General features: G+C 68.2%; 18 protein-coding genes and 1 pseudogene. 14 read left to right on the forward strand and 5 right to left on the reverse strand.

The annotated features are described in order from the left end of the window. Positions 1-23 precede the first annotated feature (23 nt). The 4 genes from IP92_RS30740 to IP92_RS23285 all read right to left on the reverse strand — a co-directional run bounded on the left by IP92_RS30740 (position 24) and on the right by IP92_RS23285 (position 3,956). Positions 24-455, reverse strand: coding sequence for a type II secretion system protein (locus IP92_RS30740; RefSeq protein ID WP_145879715.1), 432 nt, complete (start codon positions 453-455; stop codon positions 24-26). A gap of 71 nt (positions 456-526) precedes the next feature. Next, on the reverse strand, positions 527-1,024 hold the full coding sequence (locus tag IP92_RS23275; protein ID WP_145879717.1) for a type II secretion system protein: 498 nt from the start codon (positions 1,022-1,024) through the stop codon (positions 527-529). Beyond that, a complete protein-coding gene (locus tag IP92_RS23280) occupies positions 1,021-2,253 on the reverse strand; it encodes a type II secretion system F family protein (RefSeq protein ID WP_145879719.1) in 1,233 nt (410 codons plus the stop codon). The genes IP92_RS23275 and IP92_RS23280 overlap by 4 nt, the downstream gene beginning before the upstream one ends. Continuing rightward, positions 2,253-3,956, reverse strand: coding sequence for a GspE/PulE family protein (locus tag IP92_RS23285; protein ID WP_145879721.1), 1,704 nt, complete (start codon positions 3,954-3,956; stop codon positions 2,253-2,255). Before IP92_RS23285 ends, IP92_RS23280 begins: the two co-directional genes overlap by 1 nt. A 118-nt stretch (positions 3,957-4,074) precedes the next feature. On the opposite strand from IP92_RS23285, the gene IP92_RS23290 reads away from it, so the two are divergent. The 14 genes from IP92_RS23290 to IP92_RS23350 all read left to right on the forward strand — a co-directional run bounded on the left by IP92_RS23290 (position 4,075) and on the right by IP92_RS23350 (position 18,653). Beyond that, positions 4,075-4,809, forward strand: a complete 735-nt coding sequence (locus IP92_RS23290; RefSeq protein WP_229418935.1) for an ABC transporter ATP-binding protein — start codon at positions 4,075-4,077, stop codon at positions 4,807-4,809. Position 4,810: 1 nt separating this feature from the next. After that, positions 4,811-5,719: an ExeA family protein gene (locus IP92_RS23295; RefSeq protein WP_145879723.1), complete on the forward strand. Its 909-nt coding sequence runs from the start codon at positions 4,811-4,813 to the stop codon at positions 5,717-5,719. Positions 5,720-5,868: 149 nt separating this feature from the next. After that, positions 5,869-7,734 carry a pilus (MSHA type) biogenesis protein MshL gene (gene mshL, locus IP92_RS23300; RefSeq protein ID WP_145879725.1) on the forward strand — a complete coding sequence of 622 codons (1,866 nt, stop codon included), beginning with the start codon at positions 5,869-5,871 and terminating at the stop codon, positions 7,732-7,734. Continuing rightward, positions 7,731-9,557, forward strand: a complete 1,827-nt coding sequence (locus tag IP92_RS23305; RefSeq protein ID WP_145879728.1) for a tetratricopeptide repeat protein — start codon at positions 7,731-7,733, stop codon at positions 9,555-9,557. Before mshL ends, IP92_RS23305 begins: the two co-directional genes overlap by 4 nt. Before the next feature lie 5 nt (positions 9,558-9,562). Beyond that, a complete protein-coding gene (locus IP92_RS23310; protein WP_145879729.1) occupies positions 9,563-11,257 on the forward strand; it encodes a GspE/PulE family protein in 1,695 nt (564 codons plus the stop codon). A 1-nt stretch (position 11,258) separates the two neighbouring features. Next, positions 11,259-12,464: a type II secretion system F family protein gene (locus tag IP92_RS23315; protein WP_145879731.1), complete on the forward strand. Its 1,206-nt coding sequence runs from the start codon at positions 11,259-11,261 to the stop codon at positions 12,462-12,464. Between the two features lies 1 nt (position 12,465). Beyond that, entirely contained in the window at positions 12,466-14,019 is a 1,554-nt protein-coding gene (locus IP92_RS23320) for a hypothetical protein (RefSeq protein ID WP_145879733.1), read from the forward strand. Further along, positions 14,007-14,717 carry a hypothetical protein gene (locus IP92_RS23325; protein ID WP_145879735.1) on the forward strand — a complete coding sequence of 237 codons (711 nt, stop codon included), beginning with the start codon at positions 14,007-14,009 and terminating at the stop codon, positions 14,715-14,717. The genes IP92_RS23320 and IP92_RS23325 overlap by 13 nt, the downstream gene beginning before the upstream one ends. Then, positions 14,714-15,142: a hypothetical protein gene (locus IP92_RS30000; protein ID WP_158206875.1), complete on the forward strand. Its 429-nt coding sequence runs from the start codon at positions 14,714-14,716 to the stop codon at positions 15,140-15,142. The genes IP92_RS23325 and IP92_RS30000 overlap by 4 nt, the downstream gene beginning before the upstream one ends. Next, positions 15,117-15,851 carry a hypothetical protein gene (locus IP92_RS23330; protein ID WP_145879737.1) on the forward strand — a complete coding sequence of 245 codons (735 nt, stop codon included), beginning with the start codon at positions 15,117-15,119 and terminating at the stop codon, positions 15,849-15,851. Before IP92_RS30000 ends, IP92_RS23330 begins: the two co-directional genes overlap by 26 nt. 3 nt (positions 15,852-15,854) lie before the next feature. After that, entirely contained in the window at positions 15,855-16,568 is a 714-nt protein-coding gene (locus IP92_RS23335) for a prepilin-type N-terminal cleavage/methylation domain-containing protein (protein ID WP_145879739.1), read from the forward strand. Beyond that, positions 16,565-17,335, forward strand: coding sequence for an ABC transporter permease subunit (locus tag IP92_RS23340; protein WP_145879741.1), 771 nt, complete (start codon positions 16,565-16,567; stop codon positions 17,333-17,335). The genes IP92_RS23335 and IP92_RS23340 overlap by 4 nt, the downstream gene beginning before the upstream one ends. Further along, positions 17,335-18,015, forward strand: coding sequence for a hypothetical protein (locus IP92_RS23345; protein ID WP_145879743.1), 681 nt, complete (start codon positions 17,335-17,337; stop codon positions 18,013-18,015). Before IP92_RS23340 ends, IP92_RS23345 begins: the two co-directional genes overlap by 1 nt. Positions 18,016-18,086: 71 nt before the next feature. After that, positions 18,087-18,653: a prepilin-type N-terminal cleavage/methylation domain-containing protein gene (locus tag IP92_RS23350; RefSeq protein WP_145879745.1), complete on the forward strand. Its 567-nt coding sequence runs from the start codon at positions 18,087-18,089 to the stop codon at positions 18,651-18,653. A gap of 270 nt (positions 18,654-18,923) precedes the next feature. Here IP92_RS23350 and IP92_RS30335 read toward each other — a convergent pair. Continuing rightward, positions 18,924-19,165: pseudogene (locus IP92_RS30335) on the reverse strand (IS481 family transposase); the annotation flags it as partial.

Raw genomic sequence — 19,165 nt, forward strand, 5'->3', positions numbered from 1 at the left:
GCGACCATATCACTTTCGGCGAATTAGCAGGTGCCCGCACCGCTCAGGGCGCTGACCGTGCCGGTTGCTTCCACGTACGTGAACAGGCAGGTTGCGCGGGTGGCGTCCTGGATGTTGTTGCCGTTGACCGTGTAGTCGGCGGCGGCCAGGCCGGCAGCCGTGGCGATTGCACCGATGGTGGGGTAACCCGTTGCGTTGACGGCGATATTCACGCCTTCCATGCTAACGTTACCTGCGGCATTCGTGCCGCCTGCCAGCCACTGGCCATGGGCCATGTTCGCTGCGCTGACAACGGCGCCACGGGCGGCGTTCATCTTGGCACGGCGGGCGTCGGTGCCCAGATCGGAGAAGCGCGGCAGCGCGGTGGCGGCCAGGATGCCGAGGATGACGATGACAACGATCAGTTCGATCAGGGTGAAACCGCCTTGACCACGGGAAGCTTGATTGAATTGCATTTGAATCTCCAACGTAACAAAAGAATGTGTTGTGTGACGGAAGCTACACAAAAATGGGCTTTACATTCCGGTCAACCGTCTACCTGGTGAAGGGCGACGCCGCAATTCGTTCCCGGCGTTCCTGGCGGCTTGGCGTTGTTCGTGGGCAAGCAAGTGAATTCTACCCGGAACACCCACCGTTCGGGAGTATCCTCAAAAAAACTTTTATTTCCGTTGAATAAATATACAAGAATCTGTTGTTTTCTGTCGAAGTACCAGCTGCCGCGCGGAATTTCGGCAAATGTGGCGTTGTCGAATTCGCCAAGATAGGCCGCTGGCGGGTTGCGCAGCAACGACACCGGGTTGATCCCGGCCAGCGCGCGCTGCTGCGCCGGGTCGGCGAGGTTCGCCTCCACCACACGGCCGAGCAGCGCGCTGCGCATCTGCTCGACCTGCCAGCGCGCGCCGGCCACCTCGGCGGACGCTTGATACCGCAGCACGTAAAACAGCAAAACCCCGGCAAGAATGGCCCACACGCCCGCCGTGACGGCGAATTCAAGCAGCGTGGCGCCCTGTTGACGCAGCTTCATGCCTTTGGATGCAGCGCGGCCTGGCCCAGGTTCCACATCGGCAGGAAGATCCCTAACGCCAGGATCAGCACCATGACGCCCAGGAAAGCGATCAGGATCGGCTCGATCTGCGCCGCCAGCGTCTTCAGCTCGTAATCCACTTCCCGCTCGTACATCTGGGCGATCTCGTCCATCAGATCGTCCAGCGACCCCGATTCCTCGCCGACGGCGATCATCTGCAGCACGATCGGCGTGAAGATGCCGGCAGTAACTGACGTGCGCAGGATGCTCTCGCCCCGCTCCACGCCGTCGCGCATCCGGTCGACCTGCTGCGACAGATAGGCGTTGTCGACAGTCTGCGACACCACCGTCAGCGCCTGCACGATCGGCACGCCGCTTTTCGACGACAGCGCGAAGCTGCGCGCGAAACGGGCCATCGTGGCCTTGTGGATGATCTTGCCGGCGATGGGTATCCGCAGCTTCCACTGGTCCCAGCGCAGCCGGCCCTCTTCCGTGCGCACCCAGCCGCGCAGCGCCAACCCGGCCGCCACGGCCGCGCCCAGCAGCACGTACCAGTAGTGCACGGTGAAATTCGACGTGGCCACGAGGATGCGCGTCATCAGCGGCAACTCCGCGTGGAAGCTCTCGAAGACCTTCACGAACTGGGGAATCACGAACATGTTGACGATGAACATCGCGATGACCATCGCGATCACGACGAACATCGGATAGCGCAGCGCACTCTTCACGCGCCCGCGCATGTCGCGATCGAACTCCAGGTGGTCGAACAGCCGCAGCATCACCTCGTCGAGCCGGCCCGTCATTTCGCCGACCCGCACCATCGACAGGTAGAAATTATTGAACACGGCCGGGTGCCGGCGCATCGCGGCGGACAGCTCGCGGCCCGCGTCCAGCGACTCGCGCAGGTCGCCGATCACCTTGCCGAATGCCGGCGAGATCGCCGATTCCTGCAGCCCCGCCAGGCCGCGCATGATCGGCACGCCGGATTTCAACAGCGTGTACATCTGCCGGCTGAACAATTGCACGTCCAGCGGCGTGACTTTCTTTTCCGTCAGCCGCGCCCACAGGCCCTGCCCATCGCCGGCCGGCGCGCGCGTCGGCGTGATCTCGACGGGCGTTGCGCCGGTGCCCATCAGCTGGTCCGCGACGGCGCCCGTGTCGGCCGCTTCGAGGATCCCCTGCAGCAGCTGGCCGCGCGTGTCCCTGGCTTTGTAGGCAAAGAAAGGCATCAATCCTCTTGCTGGTTACTGATCCGCATGGCTTCGGCCACCGTCGTGCGGCCCTGCACCACCAGCTGCACGGCGTGGCGCCGCAACGTGAAGCCCGCCATCTGCTGCTGCGCGACCTTCAGGAAGTGCGACGGGTCCGGGTCGTTGGCCGCGTCGGCCACGGCGTTCGTCATTTCCAGCAACTCGTAGACGCCGGTCCGGCCCCGGTACCCCATGCCGTTGCAATGCGAGCAGCCCTTGCCGTGGAAGTAATGGGCCATGTCGACCTTATCGTTCAGTTCCAGGCGCAGCCATTCGCGCTCGGTGGGCGTCGGCGTGTACGGTTGCGTGCAGCTTTCGCAGATCACGCGCACGAGGCGCTGCGCCAGCACGGCTTGCAGCGAGCTGGCCACCATGTAGCGCGGCACGCCCATGTCCATCAGCCGCAGCGGCGTGCTGGCCGCATCGTTCGTGTGCAAGGTCGAGAGTACCAGGTGGCCCGTCATTGCGGCGCGCAAGCCGATCTGCGCCGTTTCCTGGTCGCGCATCTCGCCGACCAGCACGATGTCCGGGTCTTGCCGCAGCGCCGAGCGCAGCACGCGGGCGAAGTCCAGCTCGATCTTGTCGTTGACCTGCACCTGGTTGATGCCGGGCAGCCGGTATTCGACGGGGTCCTCGACGGTGATCAGCTTCTTCTCGACGGAATTGAGCTCGGCCAGCGCGCTGTACAACGTGGTCGTCTTGCCCGAACCCGTCGGGCCCGTCACGAGCACGAGGCCGTTCGGCCGTTGCACGATGCCGCGGAATTTCTCCATCAGTTCGCGCGGCATGCCGATCGCGTCCAGGCGCAGGTTGGTGTTCCCTTGCGACAGCAGACGCATGACGATCGATTCGCCGAACTGCGTCGGCATCGTCGAGATACGCACGTCGATCCGGGTGTTCTTCACGCGCACGGCGAAGCGGCCGTCCTGCGGCAGGCGCTTTTCCGAGATGTCGAGGTCCGACATCAGCTTCAGGCGCAGCGCCAGCGCGGGCGCGATCTTGATGTCGGCCTGCGTCTGCAGGTGCAGCACGCCGTCGATGCGGAAGCGGATGTGGAGGCGGTTTTCCTGCGGCTCGATGTGGATGTCCGACGCGCGCACCTGGGCGGCGTCATCGAACACGGATTGCAGCAGCTTGACGACGGGGGCTTCTTCCAGGCCCGGATTGGCGGCCAGCGCGCCGAAGTCGACGGACACGTCGCCCATCTCCTGCTCGAGCTCGCGGGCCAGGTCCGTGATGTCCTCGGTGCGGCGGTAGATGCGGTCGATCGCGGCCAGCACCTCCGTCTCGTTGACGACGGCCAGCTCGACGTTCTGCTTGACGATGCGGGCGATCTCGTCATACGCGAACAGGTCCGTCGGGTCGGAGATACCGACCAGCATGCCCGTATCGCGCTGTTCCAGCACCAGCGCGCGGAAGCGGCGCGACTGCGTTTCGGGCAGCAGGCGCACCAGGTCCGGATTGATGTTGTAGAACTTGAGGTTGATGTACGGAATGTTCAGCTGGCGCGCCAGGGCGCCGGCGATCTGCTCTTCCGTGACATAGCCGCTGTCGACGAACACGCGGCCGAGCTTGCGGCCGCTGCGCTTCTGTTCCGCCAGCGCGAGGCCGAGCTGCTCCTCGGACAGCAGTTTCTGCTGCACCAGGATCTCGCCCAAACGTACCTTTTCCGGCCTTGCCATACCCGTGCATCTCCTCTATGTGACGGGGCATTGTAGAACAATGGTTGCTTACCGGCTATAAAACACTGCCCGGCACTGGCGCTAAGCGTCCGTTCTTTGCTACAGTGGCGGCCATTCCATGCACTTCATGAAACAGATGCCCGATCCGGCCTTGTGCCTTCGTCATGTTGCCAAACGCCAGCGGGGCCATCAGGTCCTGGCCGGCGTGGACCTGGACGTGGCACCGGGCGAGATCGTCGGCCTGGCGGGCATCAACGGCGCCGGCAAGACGACGCTGTTGCGCTGCCTGCTGGACTTCTGCACGCTCGATGCCGGCAGCATCACGCTGTTCGGCGTGCCGCACACGCGGCCGGCCGCACGCCGTCCCCTCGCCTACCTGCCCGAACGATTCAACCCGCCAGCCCACCTGACCGGCTCTGAATTCCTCGCCCACGTGCAGGCGCTGCACGGCGAACGGCCCGATGCGGCGGCGACCGGCACAATGGTGCGCGCACTGGAACTGGACGAAGACGCGCTCGGCCAGACCGCCCGTCATTATTCGAAGGGCATGACGCAGAAGCTGGGCCTGGCCGCGACGTTGCTGCTGGCGCGCGACCTGTACGTGCTGGACGAGCCCACCAGCGGCCTCGACCCGAAGGCCCGCGCGTTATTCAAGCAAGCCGTGCTGGCGCTGCGCGCGCGCGGCGCCGCGGTGCTGCTGACGTCGCATGCGCTGGCCGACGTCGACGAACTGTGCGACCGCATCGCGATCCTGCACGCCGGCCGCATCGCCTTTGCCGGCACCCCGGCAGCCTGCGCCGCGCACTATCGCGCGGCAAGCCTCGAACAAGCCTTCCTGCACGCGGTCGGCTGATATGTACTTTAACCACTTCGGCCTGCGCCAGGCGCCGTTCTCGATCACGCCGGACCCTGCGTTTTTCTACGAAGGCAATATGCGCGGCGACATGCTGGCCGCGCTGCTGTATGCGGTGAAGCATGGCGAAGGCATCATCAAGGTCACCGGCGAAGTCGGCAGCGGCAAGACGATGCTGTGCCGCATGCTCGAGAGCCGCCTGCCGCGCCACGTGGACGTGCTGTGGCTCGTCAACCCGAGCCTCGGGCCCGACGAGGTGCTGTACGCGATCGCGGCCGAGCTGGGCATCGACGCCGGCCGCGAACATGTGCGCCGCGCGGACCGCGTGTTGCGCGAACTGAACGACGAGCTGATCGCCCGCCATGCCGGCGGCCGCCAGGTCGTGCTGCTCGTCGAGGAGGCACAGGCGATGCCGCTCGACACGCTGGAAGCCGTGCGGCTGTTGACGAACTTGGAAACATCGCGCCACAAGCTGCTGCAGATCGTGCTGTTCGGCCAGCCCGAGCTGGACGAGCACCTCGCGCTGCCACGTATGCGCCAGCTGGACGAGCGCATCACGCACAGCTTCGTCGTGCCGCTGCTGCCGCCGGGCCAGGTCGGCGAGTTCCTCGCGTTCCGGCTGCGCGCGGCCGGCCACCCGGACGGTGCGCTGTTCACGGCCGCGGCGGCAAGGCGTGTGGCGCGTGCGTCACGGGGCATCATCCGCCGCATCAATATACTGGCGGACAAGGCCATGTTGGCCGCATATGCCGACGATGCGCTGGTGGTCGGGCCGCGCCACGTGCGGCTGGCCGAGCGCGAATGCCGCTTCGTCACGGCGCGCCGGCCCGGGCGGCGGACGGTGGCCGTTGCGCTCGGGGCCGCCTTGGCCGCGTTGTCCGCGTGGCTGGCGCGAGTCATGGCCGGGTAAGCACAGCACCGGTGGATTTGCACATCCGCCCAATATGTAAGATTATTATCGGTCCAGCAAATTAAAATTCCTCCAGCACCTGAATGAGAAAAAGCGTGAAAAAAGGCGTACAAAAAGGCGGGGAAAAAGCTGCGGGCGTTGTGCTTTGCATGTTGCTGGGCGCCTGTACCGCACCGAAACTGCCCGTTTCGCCAACCCACGTCGGCGCCGAGCCGCCGCTTGCCGCCGGTGCGATTCCCGAGCCCGTGCAGCAAAGCGCCGTGCTGCCGCCGCCGCAGCCGGCCGCGAAGGTGGAGACCTACAGCGTCACCGTGCACCGCGTGCCCGTTGAATCCGTGCTGTTCGCGCTGGCGCGCGATGCGGGCCTGAACGTCGACATCCACCCGTCGATCCAGGGCACCGTCACGTTGAACGCGCTGGACCAGACCTTGCAGCAACTGCTCGAACGCATCGCCAAGCAAGTGGACATGCGCTACGAGATCAACGGCAACAACCTGATCGTGCTGCCGGACGAGCCGCACTGGCGCAACTACCGCATCGACTACGTGAACATCGCGCGGACGACGAACAGCAGCGTCAACATCGCCACGCAGATCTCGACGACCGGGGGCTCGTCCGCCGGCACCAGCTATACGGGCTCGAATACGGGCGCCGGCACGATTCCGAACGCAGGCAGCACGCTCACCTCCGGCAACAACAATTCGACGACGGCTGTGGCGAACCGGGCCGACAATAATTTCTGGTACACGCTGGAAAAGAACCTGCGCGACATGCTGCGGCCGACGAACCTGAACGACCCGCTGACGGACCCGCTGGCGCAGCTGCGCGAGCAGACCAGCGCGCTGGCCCAGCAAGGCCAGCCGGGGCAGCAGATCGGTCAGCAAAGTCAGCAAGGCCAGGCCGGGCAACAACCCGGCACGCAGCAGCCCGGCTATCAGAGCGCATTCACGCCGGCCGGCGGTGCCACCGCGGTGCCGGCGGACGCCAACTATCCCGGCGTGCAGGCCGCCAACGCACAGGGCCGCGCGGCGGCGCAGCGCGTGGCGCCGTCTGTGATCGTCAATGCCGAGAGCGGCCTGATCGCCGTGCGCGGCACCAGCCGGCAGCACGAGAAAGTGCGCGAATTCCTCGACATCGTGCAAGCTGCCTCGAAGCGGCAGGTGATGATCGAGGCGACCGTGCTCGAAGTGCGGCTGTCGGACCAGTACCAGCAAGGCATCAACTGGCAGCGCGTGGCGGGCAGCCGCGTGACGTTCGGCCAGGGCACGATCAACACGAACCCGCTGTCCGGCATCACGTCGCAAGGCTTGTTCACGTTCACGTACAACGGCAGCAACCTGGACGGCGCCGTGCAGCTGCTGGAATCGTTCGGCAAGGTGCACGTGCTGTCGAGCCCGAAGATCAGCGTGCTGAACAACCAGACGGCGCTGCTGAAGGTCGTCGACAACAACATCTTCTTCACGTTGAAAGTGACGCCGGCCGTGACGAACTCGTCCGGCGGCATCGCCGCGCCCGCCACGTACGAATCGCGCGTGGAGACGGTACCGGTCGGCTTCGTGATGAGCGTGACGCCGCAGATTTCCGAAGATGGCGAAGTGACGATCAATGTGCGCCCGACGATCACGCGCATCGTCAGCTATGTGGAGGACCCGAACCCCGAACTGTCCAAGCAGAACGTGAAGAGCCGCGTGCCGGTCATCCAGGCCCGCGAGTTAGAATCCGTGCTGAAGGTGTACAGCGGCCAGACCGCCGTGATGGGAGGGCTGATGCAGGACTCGGTCGACAACACGAAGGATGGCGTGCCGCTGCTGTCGCAGGTGCCGGTGCTGGGCAACCTGTTCGCCTACCGTAACGAAGGCGCCGCGAAGACGGAGCTGGTGATCTTCCTTCGCGCCATCGTCGTCAAGGATGCCAGCATGGAAGGCGACTACCGCAACCTGCGCCACCTTCTGCCCGGCAAGGAGCCGCTGAACGAGCGGCCGTACGGCTCGGCCCAGCCCGCGGGGATGCCATGAGCCTCCTGATGCAGGCGTTGAAGAAAGCCGAGCGGGCCCGCCAGAGCGGCTTGCAGGAAGAAGACTTGCCGGACGCACCGCCGACCCTGACGGAGCGCGAGCCTGGTTACGCCGACGAGCACGACCACAACCCCGCGGCACTGAGCGGCGCCACCGGTACCGAGCAGCCCGCCGCCGCGCGGCCGCTGGAACTGAGCCTGGAGCCGCTGGACGAGCGCGCCGAACCGTACATGCCGCCGCCCGCCGCCGCAAGCCCGCGGCCGCCGAGTGCACCGGTCAATCCGCCGCTGAACCCACCGCTGAACCCGCCGCTCAACCCACCGATCACGCCGCCGATCGAGCCGGCCCGCGAGGCCGTGCACGACCCGGTGCCGCCGCAGGCGCGCCACGAAGCGCCCCGCAGCCGACCCGATCCGGGCAGCATTCCCGTCGCGGATGCGCGTGCTGCGCCGAGCCCGCAAGCGGATACGACCGATCCGCGCGGCACCGGTGCGCCCGAGCGCCGCGCCCGGCCGCGTACCCCGCAACCGCGCCGCGAAGCGCCGGCCGGCGTCGACATGGCGCGGCTGCGCATCGGCGCGCTCAGCGGCATCCTCGTCATCATCCTCGGTTCGTTCGCCTACCTGTACCGGCAGGCACTGACGGGGCCGGGCCCCGGCGCCGGCCTGCCGATGGTGCCGATGCCGCCGCCCAGCGCGACGGGCGCCACGAATCCCGACGGGGCGCCGATCGTCGTCGCCCCGCCCGGCGCGCCGAACGCGCTGCCCGTCAGCCCGGCCGCCGCACCGAACCTGGCGCTGGGCCAGGCCGCGGCACCGGTGCCGGTGACGCCGGTGACGCCGGCAGCGCCGACCGCGCCGGCCGTCGTGTCGGACGTCCCTGCTCCGGCGCCGCCATCGCCCGCCCCGCTGGCTGCCGCGGCACCGGCACCGGCGGCGCAGGCCCCCGTCACCCCCACGCCTGACCAATTCGCGGCGATGCCCGATTCGGAACTGCGCCGCGAGGCGATGCGCGACGCGGCCGAGCGTGAGCTGCGCAGCCAGAACCTGGCGGCCGCCACCAGCGGTGCCTCGGCGGCGGCCGGCGTAGCTGCCGGTGCCGGTCCGGCTGGCGGCACGGCGGCGGCGCCCATCGCATCGGGCGCCACGCCGGCGGCCGGCGAGATGCGGGTGGCGCGCAGCACGCCGCAACGCACCGTCGAGCCGGCCGTGCAGCGCGGTTACGCGGCGCTGACGTCCGGCGACCTGGCCGGCGCCCGCCAGCATTACGAAGCGGCGCTGCGCGCCGAGCCGAACAACCGCGACGCGCTGCTGGGCCGCGCCGCGCTGGCCGTGCGCGAGCACCGCGACGGCGATGCGTACGACGCCTATGCGCGCCTGCTGGCGCTCAACCCGCGCGATGCGGAGGCGCTGGCCGGCCTCGTCGCGCTGCGCCCCGGCGACGGCGACGAAGCGGAGATCCGCCTGAAGGGCGCGCTGCGCAGCAACCCGGACGCGGCGCCAGTGCATTTCGCGCTGGGTAACCTGTACGCCCGCCAGCGCCGCTGGCAGGAAGCGCAGCAGGCTTACTTCCGCGCGTGGACGGCGGCGCCCGGCAATGCCGACTACGCGTTCAACCTGGCCATCGGCCTGGATCGCCTGAACCAGGGGCGCCTGGCGCGCGAGTACTACCAGCGCGCGCTGTCCCTGGCCACCGGCGGCCCTGCCACGTTCGACCGCGCCGTCGCCCAGCGGCGGCTGCAGGAACTGAGTGCGCCCGCGCTCCCTCCGGCTGCCGTGCCGGAACCGGCGCCGGCGATGCCGCAGCCGGGCGCTGGGAACTGAGCGCGATGGCGGAACCCGTCAAACTGCCGATCGGCAAGCTGCTGATCGAGAAAGGCGTCATCAGCGAAGACCAGTTGCGCATCGCGCTGATCGAACAGAAGCGCGAGCGCGAGCCGCTCGGCAAGCTGCTCGTCGGCCTGGGCTTCGTCACCGAGGCCACGATCCGCGAGGCGCTGTCGGAAAACCTCAACACGCAGTCGGCCGACCTGAACAGCCTGGTCGTCGACGCGATCGCGCTGAAGCTGATCCCGAAGGAAGTGGCGAAGCGCTACAGCGTATTCCCGATCGTCTACGAGCGCGACAAGGACAACCTCGTGCTGGCGATGTCGAACACCAGCAATATCGTCGCGCTGGACCAGATCCACGCGATGCTCGTGAAAGGCATCACGATCACGCCACTGCTGGTCGCCGAGTCGGACATCAACCGGGCGATCGACCAGTATTACGGCTTCGAGCTGTCGATCGACGGCATCCTGCACGAGATCGAGACGGGCGAGGTGTCGTACACGGGCACCGCGGATGAATATAGCCACCCGATGGTGCGGCTGATCGACGCGCTGCTGGCGGACGCCGTGCAGAACGGCGCCTCGGACATCCACTTCGAGCCGGAGCACAGCTTCCTGCGCATCCGCTACCGCATCGACGGCATCCTGCGCCAGATCCGCAGCCTGCACAAGTCGTACTGGCCGGCGATGGCCGTGCGGCTGAAGGTGATCAGCAACATGAACATCGCCGAGACCCGCGCACCGCAGGACGGCCGCATCTCGATCAAATTCTCCGGCCGGCAGATCGACTTCCGCGCCAGCGCCCAGCCGACGACGCACGGCGAGAACTTCGTGCTGCGCGTGCTGGATCGCCAGAAGGGCATCGTGCCGCTCGATGGCCTGGGCCTGGCGGAGCCGGACCTCGACCTGCTGAAGCTGATGATCGCCCGCCCGGACGGCCTGATCCTCGTGACGGGGCCGACGGGCAGCGGCAAGACGACAACGCTGTACTCGATCCTGAACCACATCAACACGGAAGGCGTCAACATCATGACGCTGGAAGACCCGGTCGAGTACCCGATGAACCAGATCCGCCAGACGTCCGTCAACGAGTCGGCCAAGCTGGGCTTCGCGGACGGCATCCGCTCGATCCTGCGCCAGGACCCGGACGTGATCCTCGTTGGCGAGATCCGCGACAAGGAGACGGCCGACATGGCGCTGGCCGCCGCGATGACGGGCCACCAGGTGTATTCGACGCTGCACACCAATTCGGCCGTCGGCGCGATCCCCCGCCTGCTCGACATCGGCGTCATTGCCGACGTCCTGGCCGGGAACATCATCGGCATCATCGCGCAGCGCCTGGTGCGCCGGCTGTGCGCCCACTGCCGCGAGCCGTTCACGGCGGACGACCTGGAACGCCGGCTGCTCGGCCTCGGCGCCGAGGATCCGCCAGCGGCGATCTACCGCGCGGTCGGCTGCGAGCGCTGCGCGCACCAGGGTTACCGGGGCCGCGTGGCGATCATGGAACTGCTGCGGATGAACGCCGACCTGGACGAGCTGGTGGCGCGCCGCGCCGCCGTGCGCGAATTGCGCGAAGCAGCCCGCGCGGCCGGCTTCCGCTCGCTGGTGGACGACGGCATGCGGCGCGTGCTGCAGGGCGTCACGACGCTCGAGGAGATTTCCCGCGTCGTCGACCTGACGGACAGGCTGGCCTGACATGCCGCAGTACATCTACCGCGCGATGGATACCCAGGGCCAGATCGTGCCCGGCAATATGGATGCGTTGAACGTGCCGGACCTGGAGCTGCGCCTGTCCAGGATGGACCTTGACCTGATCGACTATCGGCAGTCGCGCCAGAAGGTGATCGCGTTCGGCCGCCGCTCGATCGACCGGCGCGACCTGATCAACTTCTGCTTCCACATGGAGCAGATGGCCAGCGCCGGCGTGCCGATCCTCGATGCGCTGAACGACTTGCGCGATTCGATGGACCACCCGCGCTTTCGCGAGATCATCACGGACCTGATCGAGAACATCGAGGGCGGCGTGCCGCTGTCCGATGCGCTGGCGAACTACCCGGAAGCGTTCGACCAGACCTTCACGAGCCTCGTCAAGGCCGGCGAGCAAAGCGGCAAGGTCAACGAGGTGTTCCGCAACCTGGCCGACAGCCTGAAATGGCAGGACGAACTGGCCGCGCAGACGAAGAAGATCATCACGTATCCTTCCGTCGTGCTGGTCGTCGTCACGGCCGTGACGTTCTTCCTGATGATCTACCTGGTGCCGCAGCTGACGAGCTTCATCCGCAACATGGGCCAGGAACTGCCGCTGCACACGCGCGCGCTGATCGCCGTGTCGAACGTCTTCATCGGCTACTGGTACGTGCTGCTGGCGCTGCCCTTCGCCGTGTATTTCGGCGGCCGCTGGTGGCTGCGCCGCAGCGAGCGCAGCGCCTTCCAGTTCGATCGTGTCAAGCTGCGCATCTGGCCCGTCGGGCCCGTGCTGCACAAGATCATCCTGGCCCGCTTCGCCACGTTCTTCGCGATGATGTACTCGTCCGGCATCACGATCCTCGAATGCATCCGGCTGTCCGAAGGCATCGCCGGCAACCGCGTCGTCGCCGCGGCGCTGCGCCGTGCCGCGCAACTGATCTCGGAAGGCCACAGCGTCACATCGGCGTTCGGCAATACCGGCATCTTCCCGCCGCTGGTGGTACGGATGCTGAAGGTCGGCGAGGCGACCGGCGCGCTCGATGGCGCGCTGCGCAACGTGGCCTACTTCTACAATCGCGAAGTGCGCGAGCAGATCGAGCGGGTGCAGGCGATGATCGAGCCGGCGATGACGGTGGTGCTGGGCCTGCTGCTGGGCTGGATCATGCTGTCCGTGCTGGGCCCCATCTACGACACGATCACGGCGATCAGGATCTGACATGCTCGCGAAACAGCTCTTCTACCTTGCCAGCGACCAGCTCCTCGCCTACCAGTGGGAGCGCGGCGTGCTGTCCGGCCCGGACGCGTTCCCCGCCACCCGCACGGGGCTCGACGACTTCCTCGAATACCTGGACCGCCACGGCAGCCGCCCCGCGTTCCTGCTGACGGACCTGATCGAAGAGGACTTCACGCGGCTGCTGCTGCCGCACGTGCCGGGCCGCGCGGGCCGCAAGCTGCGCGAACGGCGCCTCGCGCAGCACTACCGCGACACGCCGTACCGCACGGCGCTCGTGCAGGGCCGCGCCGACGAAGGCCGGCGCGACGACGTGGTGCTGTTCACGGCGCTGACGAATCCCCTGCTGCTGACGGCCTGGGTCGACGCGATGGAACTGATGCAGACGCCGCTGGCAGGCATCTATTCGTGCGCGGTGCTGGGCCGCGAACTGGTGCAGCGCCTGGAAGTGAAGCGGCCGCACATGCTGCTCGTGACGCGCGACACGGCCGGCCTGCGCCAGACCTATTTCCAGGGCGGTGCGCTGAAATTCTCGCGCCTCGTGCAGGCCACGCCGGGCGAGGACCTGGTGCGGGCGATTCCCGCCGAGACGCGCAAGACCCAGCAATTCCTGACCAGCGTGCGGCTGCTGGAACGGGGCGATGTGCTGCATGTGCTGGTGCTGGCCGACGCCGAGCGCGCCGATGAACTGGCCGCGCGTTGCCAGAGCGGCGCCGACACGATCTACCGCGTGGTGCCGCTCGATACGGTGGCGCCGGCGCTGGGCCTGAAGACGACGCCCGGCGCGGCCGAGGACTTGCTGCTGGCGATGCTGGCGCGGCATGCGCCGCAGAGCCATTATCCGACCCTGGTCGCGGGCAATTACTACAAGCTGTGGCGCGCCCGGCTGTCGCTGTACGCGTCCAGCGCCGTGCTGGCCGTGGCCGGCCTGGCCTGGTCGGTCGTCAACCTGGCCGGCTACGCGCTGGCGCACGGCAATGCCGAGGCGCTGCGCTCCGAGACGGCCTATTATCGCGCCAACTACCGCAACAGCATGTCGAGCATGCCGTCGACGGGCGAGCGCACCGTCAACATGCGCGCGGCGGTGTCGATCGACCAGATGGTGGCCCGCCAGGGGCCATGGCCGCTGCAGATGATGGGCATGGTCAGCAGCGCGCTGGAACAGTCGCCGGAGATCCGCCTGACGCAGCTCGACTGGCGCGCCGTGATTCCCGGGGCGCCCGCGCAGGCAACGGGCACGGTGGGCGGCCCCGCGCTGGTCGCGCCGACGTCGTCGCTGGCGCTGGGCATTCCCAAGTCGCCGCCGCAGACGCTGCGGCTGCAGGCCGAAGTGGTGTCGGGGCCCGAGGATTACCGCAAGGTGCTGGGCGACATGAACGCGTTCGCGCAGCGCCTGGCCGCGATGCCCCGCACGTCGGTCGAGATCGTGCAGCTGCCGTTCGACATCCGCCCGAACGTCAAGCTGTCCGGCACCGTGGGCGCGCCCAGCGGCGGGCAGGATCGCAATAAATTCACGCTGGACATCACATGGACGCCCTGACCCCGAACTCCGCCAGCCGCCCCGCCACGCCGGTGCCGGCGCGCGTGCCGCTGCCCTACTGGGTGCGCGACTTCGCGCTGGTGCGGCCCGCCGTGATCACGTTTGCCGTCGCGGCCACCCTCAGCATCGCCTGCGCGGTGGCGAGCTACTGGCAGCTCGTCGCGGCCCGCAACGACGAGGCACGGGCGCGCGACGCGCGCGACGCGGCGCGCCGCAGCTACGTCTACGTGGAATCGGAAAAGCAGGAGATCCGCGCCTACCAGCCGCTGTTCGTCGAACTGCAGCGGCGCCATTTCGTCGGCGTCGAGAACCGGCTCGACTGGGTCGAGGCGATCCGCCTGATCCAGGAACGGCGCCGCCTGCTGCCGCTGACCTACGAGATCGAGCCGCAGCAGCCGTACAAGATCGAAGGCCGCCTCGCGACGGGCGACTACCAGCTGCGCGGCAGCCGCATGACCCTGCACATGGACCTGCTGCACGAGATGGACCTGTTCAACTTCCTCGGCGACCTGCGCCAGCAGGGCGTGTTCACGGTGCAGCAGTGCGCGCTGCGCCGCACGGCCGCGGCCCAGGCGGGGCAAGGGGGCGGCAGCGCCGCCGCGTCGCCGGCCGCGCTGCCGGCTGCGCTGTCTGCCGACTGTACGCTGAACTGGCTGACATTGACGCCTGGCGCGCGCCGCACGGGAGGTGTGCGATGAGGATACCGGCACTGGTTGCATGCGTTGCCGCCGCCGTTGCCCTGCCGGCGGCGGCGCAGGACCCGCTGGCGTTCGGCCGGTTGTTCACCACGTCCGCCGAGCGCGCGCAGCTCGACCAGCAGCGCTACAGCGGTGCGCCGGTGCCCAACGGTGCGGCAGCGGCGCCGCCGGCCGCCGCCACTGCCACCGCCCCTGCCGCCGCGCCGCCACCGGCACCGCCGCCGGCACCGGTGCGCCTGTCCGGCGTCGTGCGCCGCAGCAACGGCAGCGCCACCGTCTGGCTGGACGGCGAAGCGCGCGACACCCGGCTGGGCCGCTACCGGGCCGGCGCCCCGGTGCCCGTCGACGTGGCAGGCCGGCGGCTGCTGATGAAGCCGGGCCAGAGCTATTCCCCCGACGATGGCACGATCTCGGATTTGCGTTGACCCGCGCCGCCAGCGCGGCGCCGTGCTGCTGTTGCTGCTGGCCGTGGCCAGCACGGTGTTTGCCGCGCTGCTGATCTCGGCGTTCGGCGGCAATACGCTGGAGCGGGCCCGCGAGCAGCGCACGCTGGCCGTGCTGGCCGAGGCGACGGACGCGCTGGTCGGCTTCGCGGCCACCCATGGCCGGCTGCCGCGGCCCGCGATCTCCGCCACGGACGGGCGCGAACGGGACACGCCGTGTACCGACGAAGCGGCGTGCAGCGGCTTCCTGCCGTGGGTCACCTTGGCCGTCGACGGTGCGGACAGCTGGGGCAAGCGGCTGCGCTACAGCGTCACGCCGCGCTACACGGCGGCGCCGATCCAGCGGCTGTTTTCCGTTGCGACGAAGCGCGTGCAGACGCGCGACGGCAACGGCGCGCTGCGCTACGAAGCGGGATACACCGAGTGCCTGGTCTACACGCAGTGCGCACCCGCCGTCGTGTATTCGCAAGGCCGCGACAACCTGGGCACCAACACGGCCGGCCTGCCGCAGGCGAACGGCTCCGTCAACAACACCGATGAACAGGGCAACGACGTGGCCACGACGGGTTTCATCCGCCGCCCCGCGAGCACCGACCCGGCCGTGCCGGGCGGGCCGTTCGACGACCTCGTGGTCTATATTTCCCTGGACACCCTGTACGAAAGGATGGCGGCGGCGCGCGTGCTGCCGTAGACGATGAAAGCAAGCCCCTTTACCCAACGCGGCTTCACGCTGGTCGAGATCGCGATCGTGCTGATCGTCGTGGGCCTGTTGATCGGCGGCCTGATCACGCCGTTGTCGACGCAGCTGGAACAGCGCCGCTCTGCCGACACGCGCAAGGCGCTCGACGAGGCGCGCGAGGCGCTGGTCGGCTACGCGGTGCGCAACGGCCACCTGCCCTGCCCGGCCATCTCGGCCGCGAACGGCCTGGAAGACCGCGCGGGCGACCGCTGCACGAACGAGCGCCGCACCGGCTTCTTGCCATGGGCCACGCTCGGCACGGCGAAACTGGATTCGTGGGGCCGCATCTTCCTGTACAGCGTGACGCCGGACTTCGCCGACAGCGCCGCGCCGTTCCGCCTGTCGACACCGCGCGACATCACGGTGGCCACGCGCGATGCGGCCGGCAACCTGGTGGCCGCGACGGCGCCGAACGACATCCCGGCCGTGATCATCTCGACCGGGAAGAACGGCTATGGCGGATTCTCCGACCTCGGCGTGCGGCTCGCCGATGCGGGCACCGGCAATGCCGACGAGAAGGCCAACCTGAACCCCATCGGCACCGCGTTCATCGCGCGCGGCGGCAGCGACAACGCCGCGCTGCCGGGCGGCGCGTTCGATGACGACGTGGTGTGGGTGTCGCCGAACATCCTGTTCAACCGGATGATCGCGGCGCGCCGGCTGCCATGACGGGAGCTGTCGGCGCATTGCGGGCGATCGCGGCCAGCACGGTGAAGGAGGCGCTGCGCAGCCGGCTCGCGTGGCTGCTGGCGGCGCTGCTGCTGGGGTCCGTGGCGCTGGCCGGCTTCCTGCAGGCGGCACTGCCCGGCGACGGGCGCGGCACGCAGGCCGTGCTGCTGGGCGCCCTGTTGCGGCTGGCCGCCGTGTGCGTGGCGGCCGTCTTCGCCGTCACGTCGCTGGTACGCGAATATCAGGACAAGCAGGCCGACCTGTTCATCGCCCTGCCCTACCCGCGCGCCACGTGGCTGCTGGGCCGCCTGGCCGGCTGCGGCGCGCTGGCGCTGCTGATCGCGTTGCCGGCCGGTGCGCTCGTGCTGCTGGTCGCGCCGCCGGGCCAGGCCGCGTTGTGGGCGCTGGCGCTGCTGGGCGAGACGTGGATCGTCGCGGCGTTCGCCGTGTTCTGCACGCTGACGTTGCAGCACGCGCTGCCGTCCTTGTGCGCCACGTACGGCTTCTACGTGCTCGCGCGCAGTGCCGCGGCACTGCAGCTGGCGGGCCACGACGCTGTCGCCGATACGAGCCAGGGCGTCATCGCCGCCGGCATCGACGCGCTGGCGTTCGTGCTGCCGCGGCTGGACGCGTTCGCGCGCGGCGAATGGCTGGAGCACCATACGGGCAGCGCGGCCGACCTGGCATTCGTCGCGGCGCAGACGGCGATCTACGTGACGCTGCTGGCGCTGGCCGCGCTGTTCGACCTGTACCGCAAGGAGTTCTGATGCGCCGCCGCGTGCCCGCCGCCGTGGTTGTGCCGCTGCTGGCCGCGCTGGCCGCGCAACTGGCGCTGCATCGCGCGGCGCCGCCCTTGCTGGCGGCGCACGCACCGCTGCCGCCCGCCCCGCCGCCACTGCTGTTGCGCCTCGCGAGCCTTGGCGATGCGCCGGTCGCTGCCCGCCTCGCACTGCTCTACCTGCATGCTTACGACACGGGCCTGCCGTTGCGCGAACTGGACTACGGCCGCATCGTGCAATGGCTGGACGCCGCGCTGGCGCTCGATCCACACAGCCGCCAGCCACTGCTGGCCGCCACGCTGGTGTATGGCGCCGTGCCCGATGCCGCGCGGGTGCGCACGATGATCGGTTTCGTCGAACGGGCGTTTGCCGCCGACCCGGCGGAGCGCTGGCCGGCGATGGCGCAGGCCGCGCTGCTGGCGCGGCACCGGCTGCACGACATGGCGCTGGCGCGCCGCTGCGCGCAGGCGATCCGCGTGCGGGCGCCGAATGCGCCGGCGTGGGCGCGCGAGCTGGAGATCTTCATCCTGCAGGACATGAATGAACTCGACAGCGCCCGCGCCGTGACGGGCGCGCTGCTGGAAAGCGGCACCGTGACCGATCCGGCCGAGGTGCGCTTCCTGGAACGGCGGCTGAAAGAGCTGGAACAAGCGGGCGCCGCACGGTAGATGCTGCGCAAAAGCGGCCGGGCTTGTAAGATGTGGCCTGAAAGCCCAAGCCATTGTATCGAGGAGTCATCATGTCGCATTCCGGAGCGCGCGCGGCGCGCGGTTTCACGCTGGTCGAAATCGCCATCGTGCTTGTCATCATCGGCCTGCTGCTGGGCGGGGTGCTGAAGGGCCAGAGCCTGATCGACAACGCCAAGATCAAGAACGTGATCCAGCAATCGACGTCGCTGCAGGCCGCCGTCAACGCCTACCAGGACAAGTTCCGCGCGCTGCCGGGCGACGACGCGCAGGCCACGGCCCACGTGCCCGGCACGAGCGGCAACGGCAACGGCGACGGCCAGATCGCCGAATACCAGCTGGCGCCGCAGCACCTGGCGCTGGGCGGCTTCATCACGGGCTCGTTCAACGGCAGCACGGACTTCATGACGAGCGCCCAGGGCGGCGCCGTGTACATCTACAACGACGTGATCGCGGGCCGCGGCGGCAACGGCATCCGCTTCGACAACCTGCCCGATTCGTTCTCCGAACAGCTGGACTCCAAACTGGACGACGGCAAGCCCGACACGGGCGCCGTGCGCGCCACGGGGCCGTACACCAACAACGGCACCATCGTCACGCGCACCGCCGTGTTCTTCTGACTGCCGAGCTCGTGTCCCTCTGGGGTCAGACCCGCCGGGGCGTAGCCGGGGTTCTAAGGACCGCCGGTCCTTGCCGGCGTAGCGGTGTGGGCTTGCAAGCCCACACTCCTCCCTGACCCCAGACTTTGCTTTTTGGGGTTCGCGGGCAGGCTACGTACCAGTTTCTTCAACCCCAAAACCCAACTTCTTGGGTCAGACCCGCCGGGTGTATGGTCGGGGGACATAGGTAACACATGTCGGGAGACATGGGTTACACATTGAAGCCGTATCTTACGATGGATTCTGGAGGTCTATCTGCCGGACTTTGTGCTTGCAGAAATAGACCTCTAGGACGCCGTCGGTACCGGTTGGGCGGATTGCCACCAGTTCGGCATACAAGCCTTCCCCGACGAAGAAGGATTGATTGCGGTACGAGATGTAGCCCAGCTTGCTCACCTTCCGCACTTGGTCATCTGGAAGGTACTCGATAGGGGGCAATACCGATGGAAAAGATCGCCCACTGCACCGGTATC

This window comes from Pseudoduganella flava (assembly GCF_007830495.1).
In the GTDB taxonomy this organism is placed as follows: domain Bacteria; phylum Pseudomonadota; class Gammaproteobacteria; order Burkholderiales; family Burkholderiaceae_D; genus Rugamonas; species Rugamonas flava.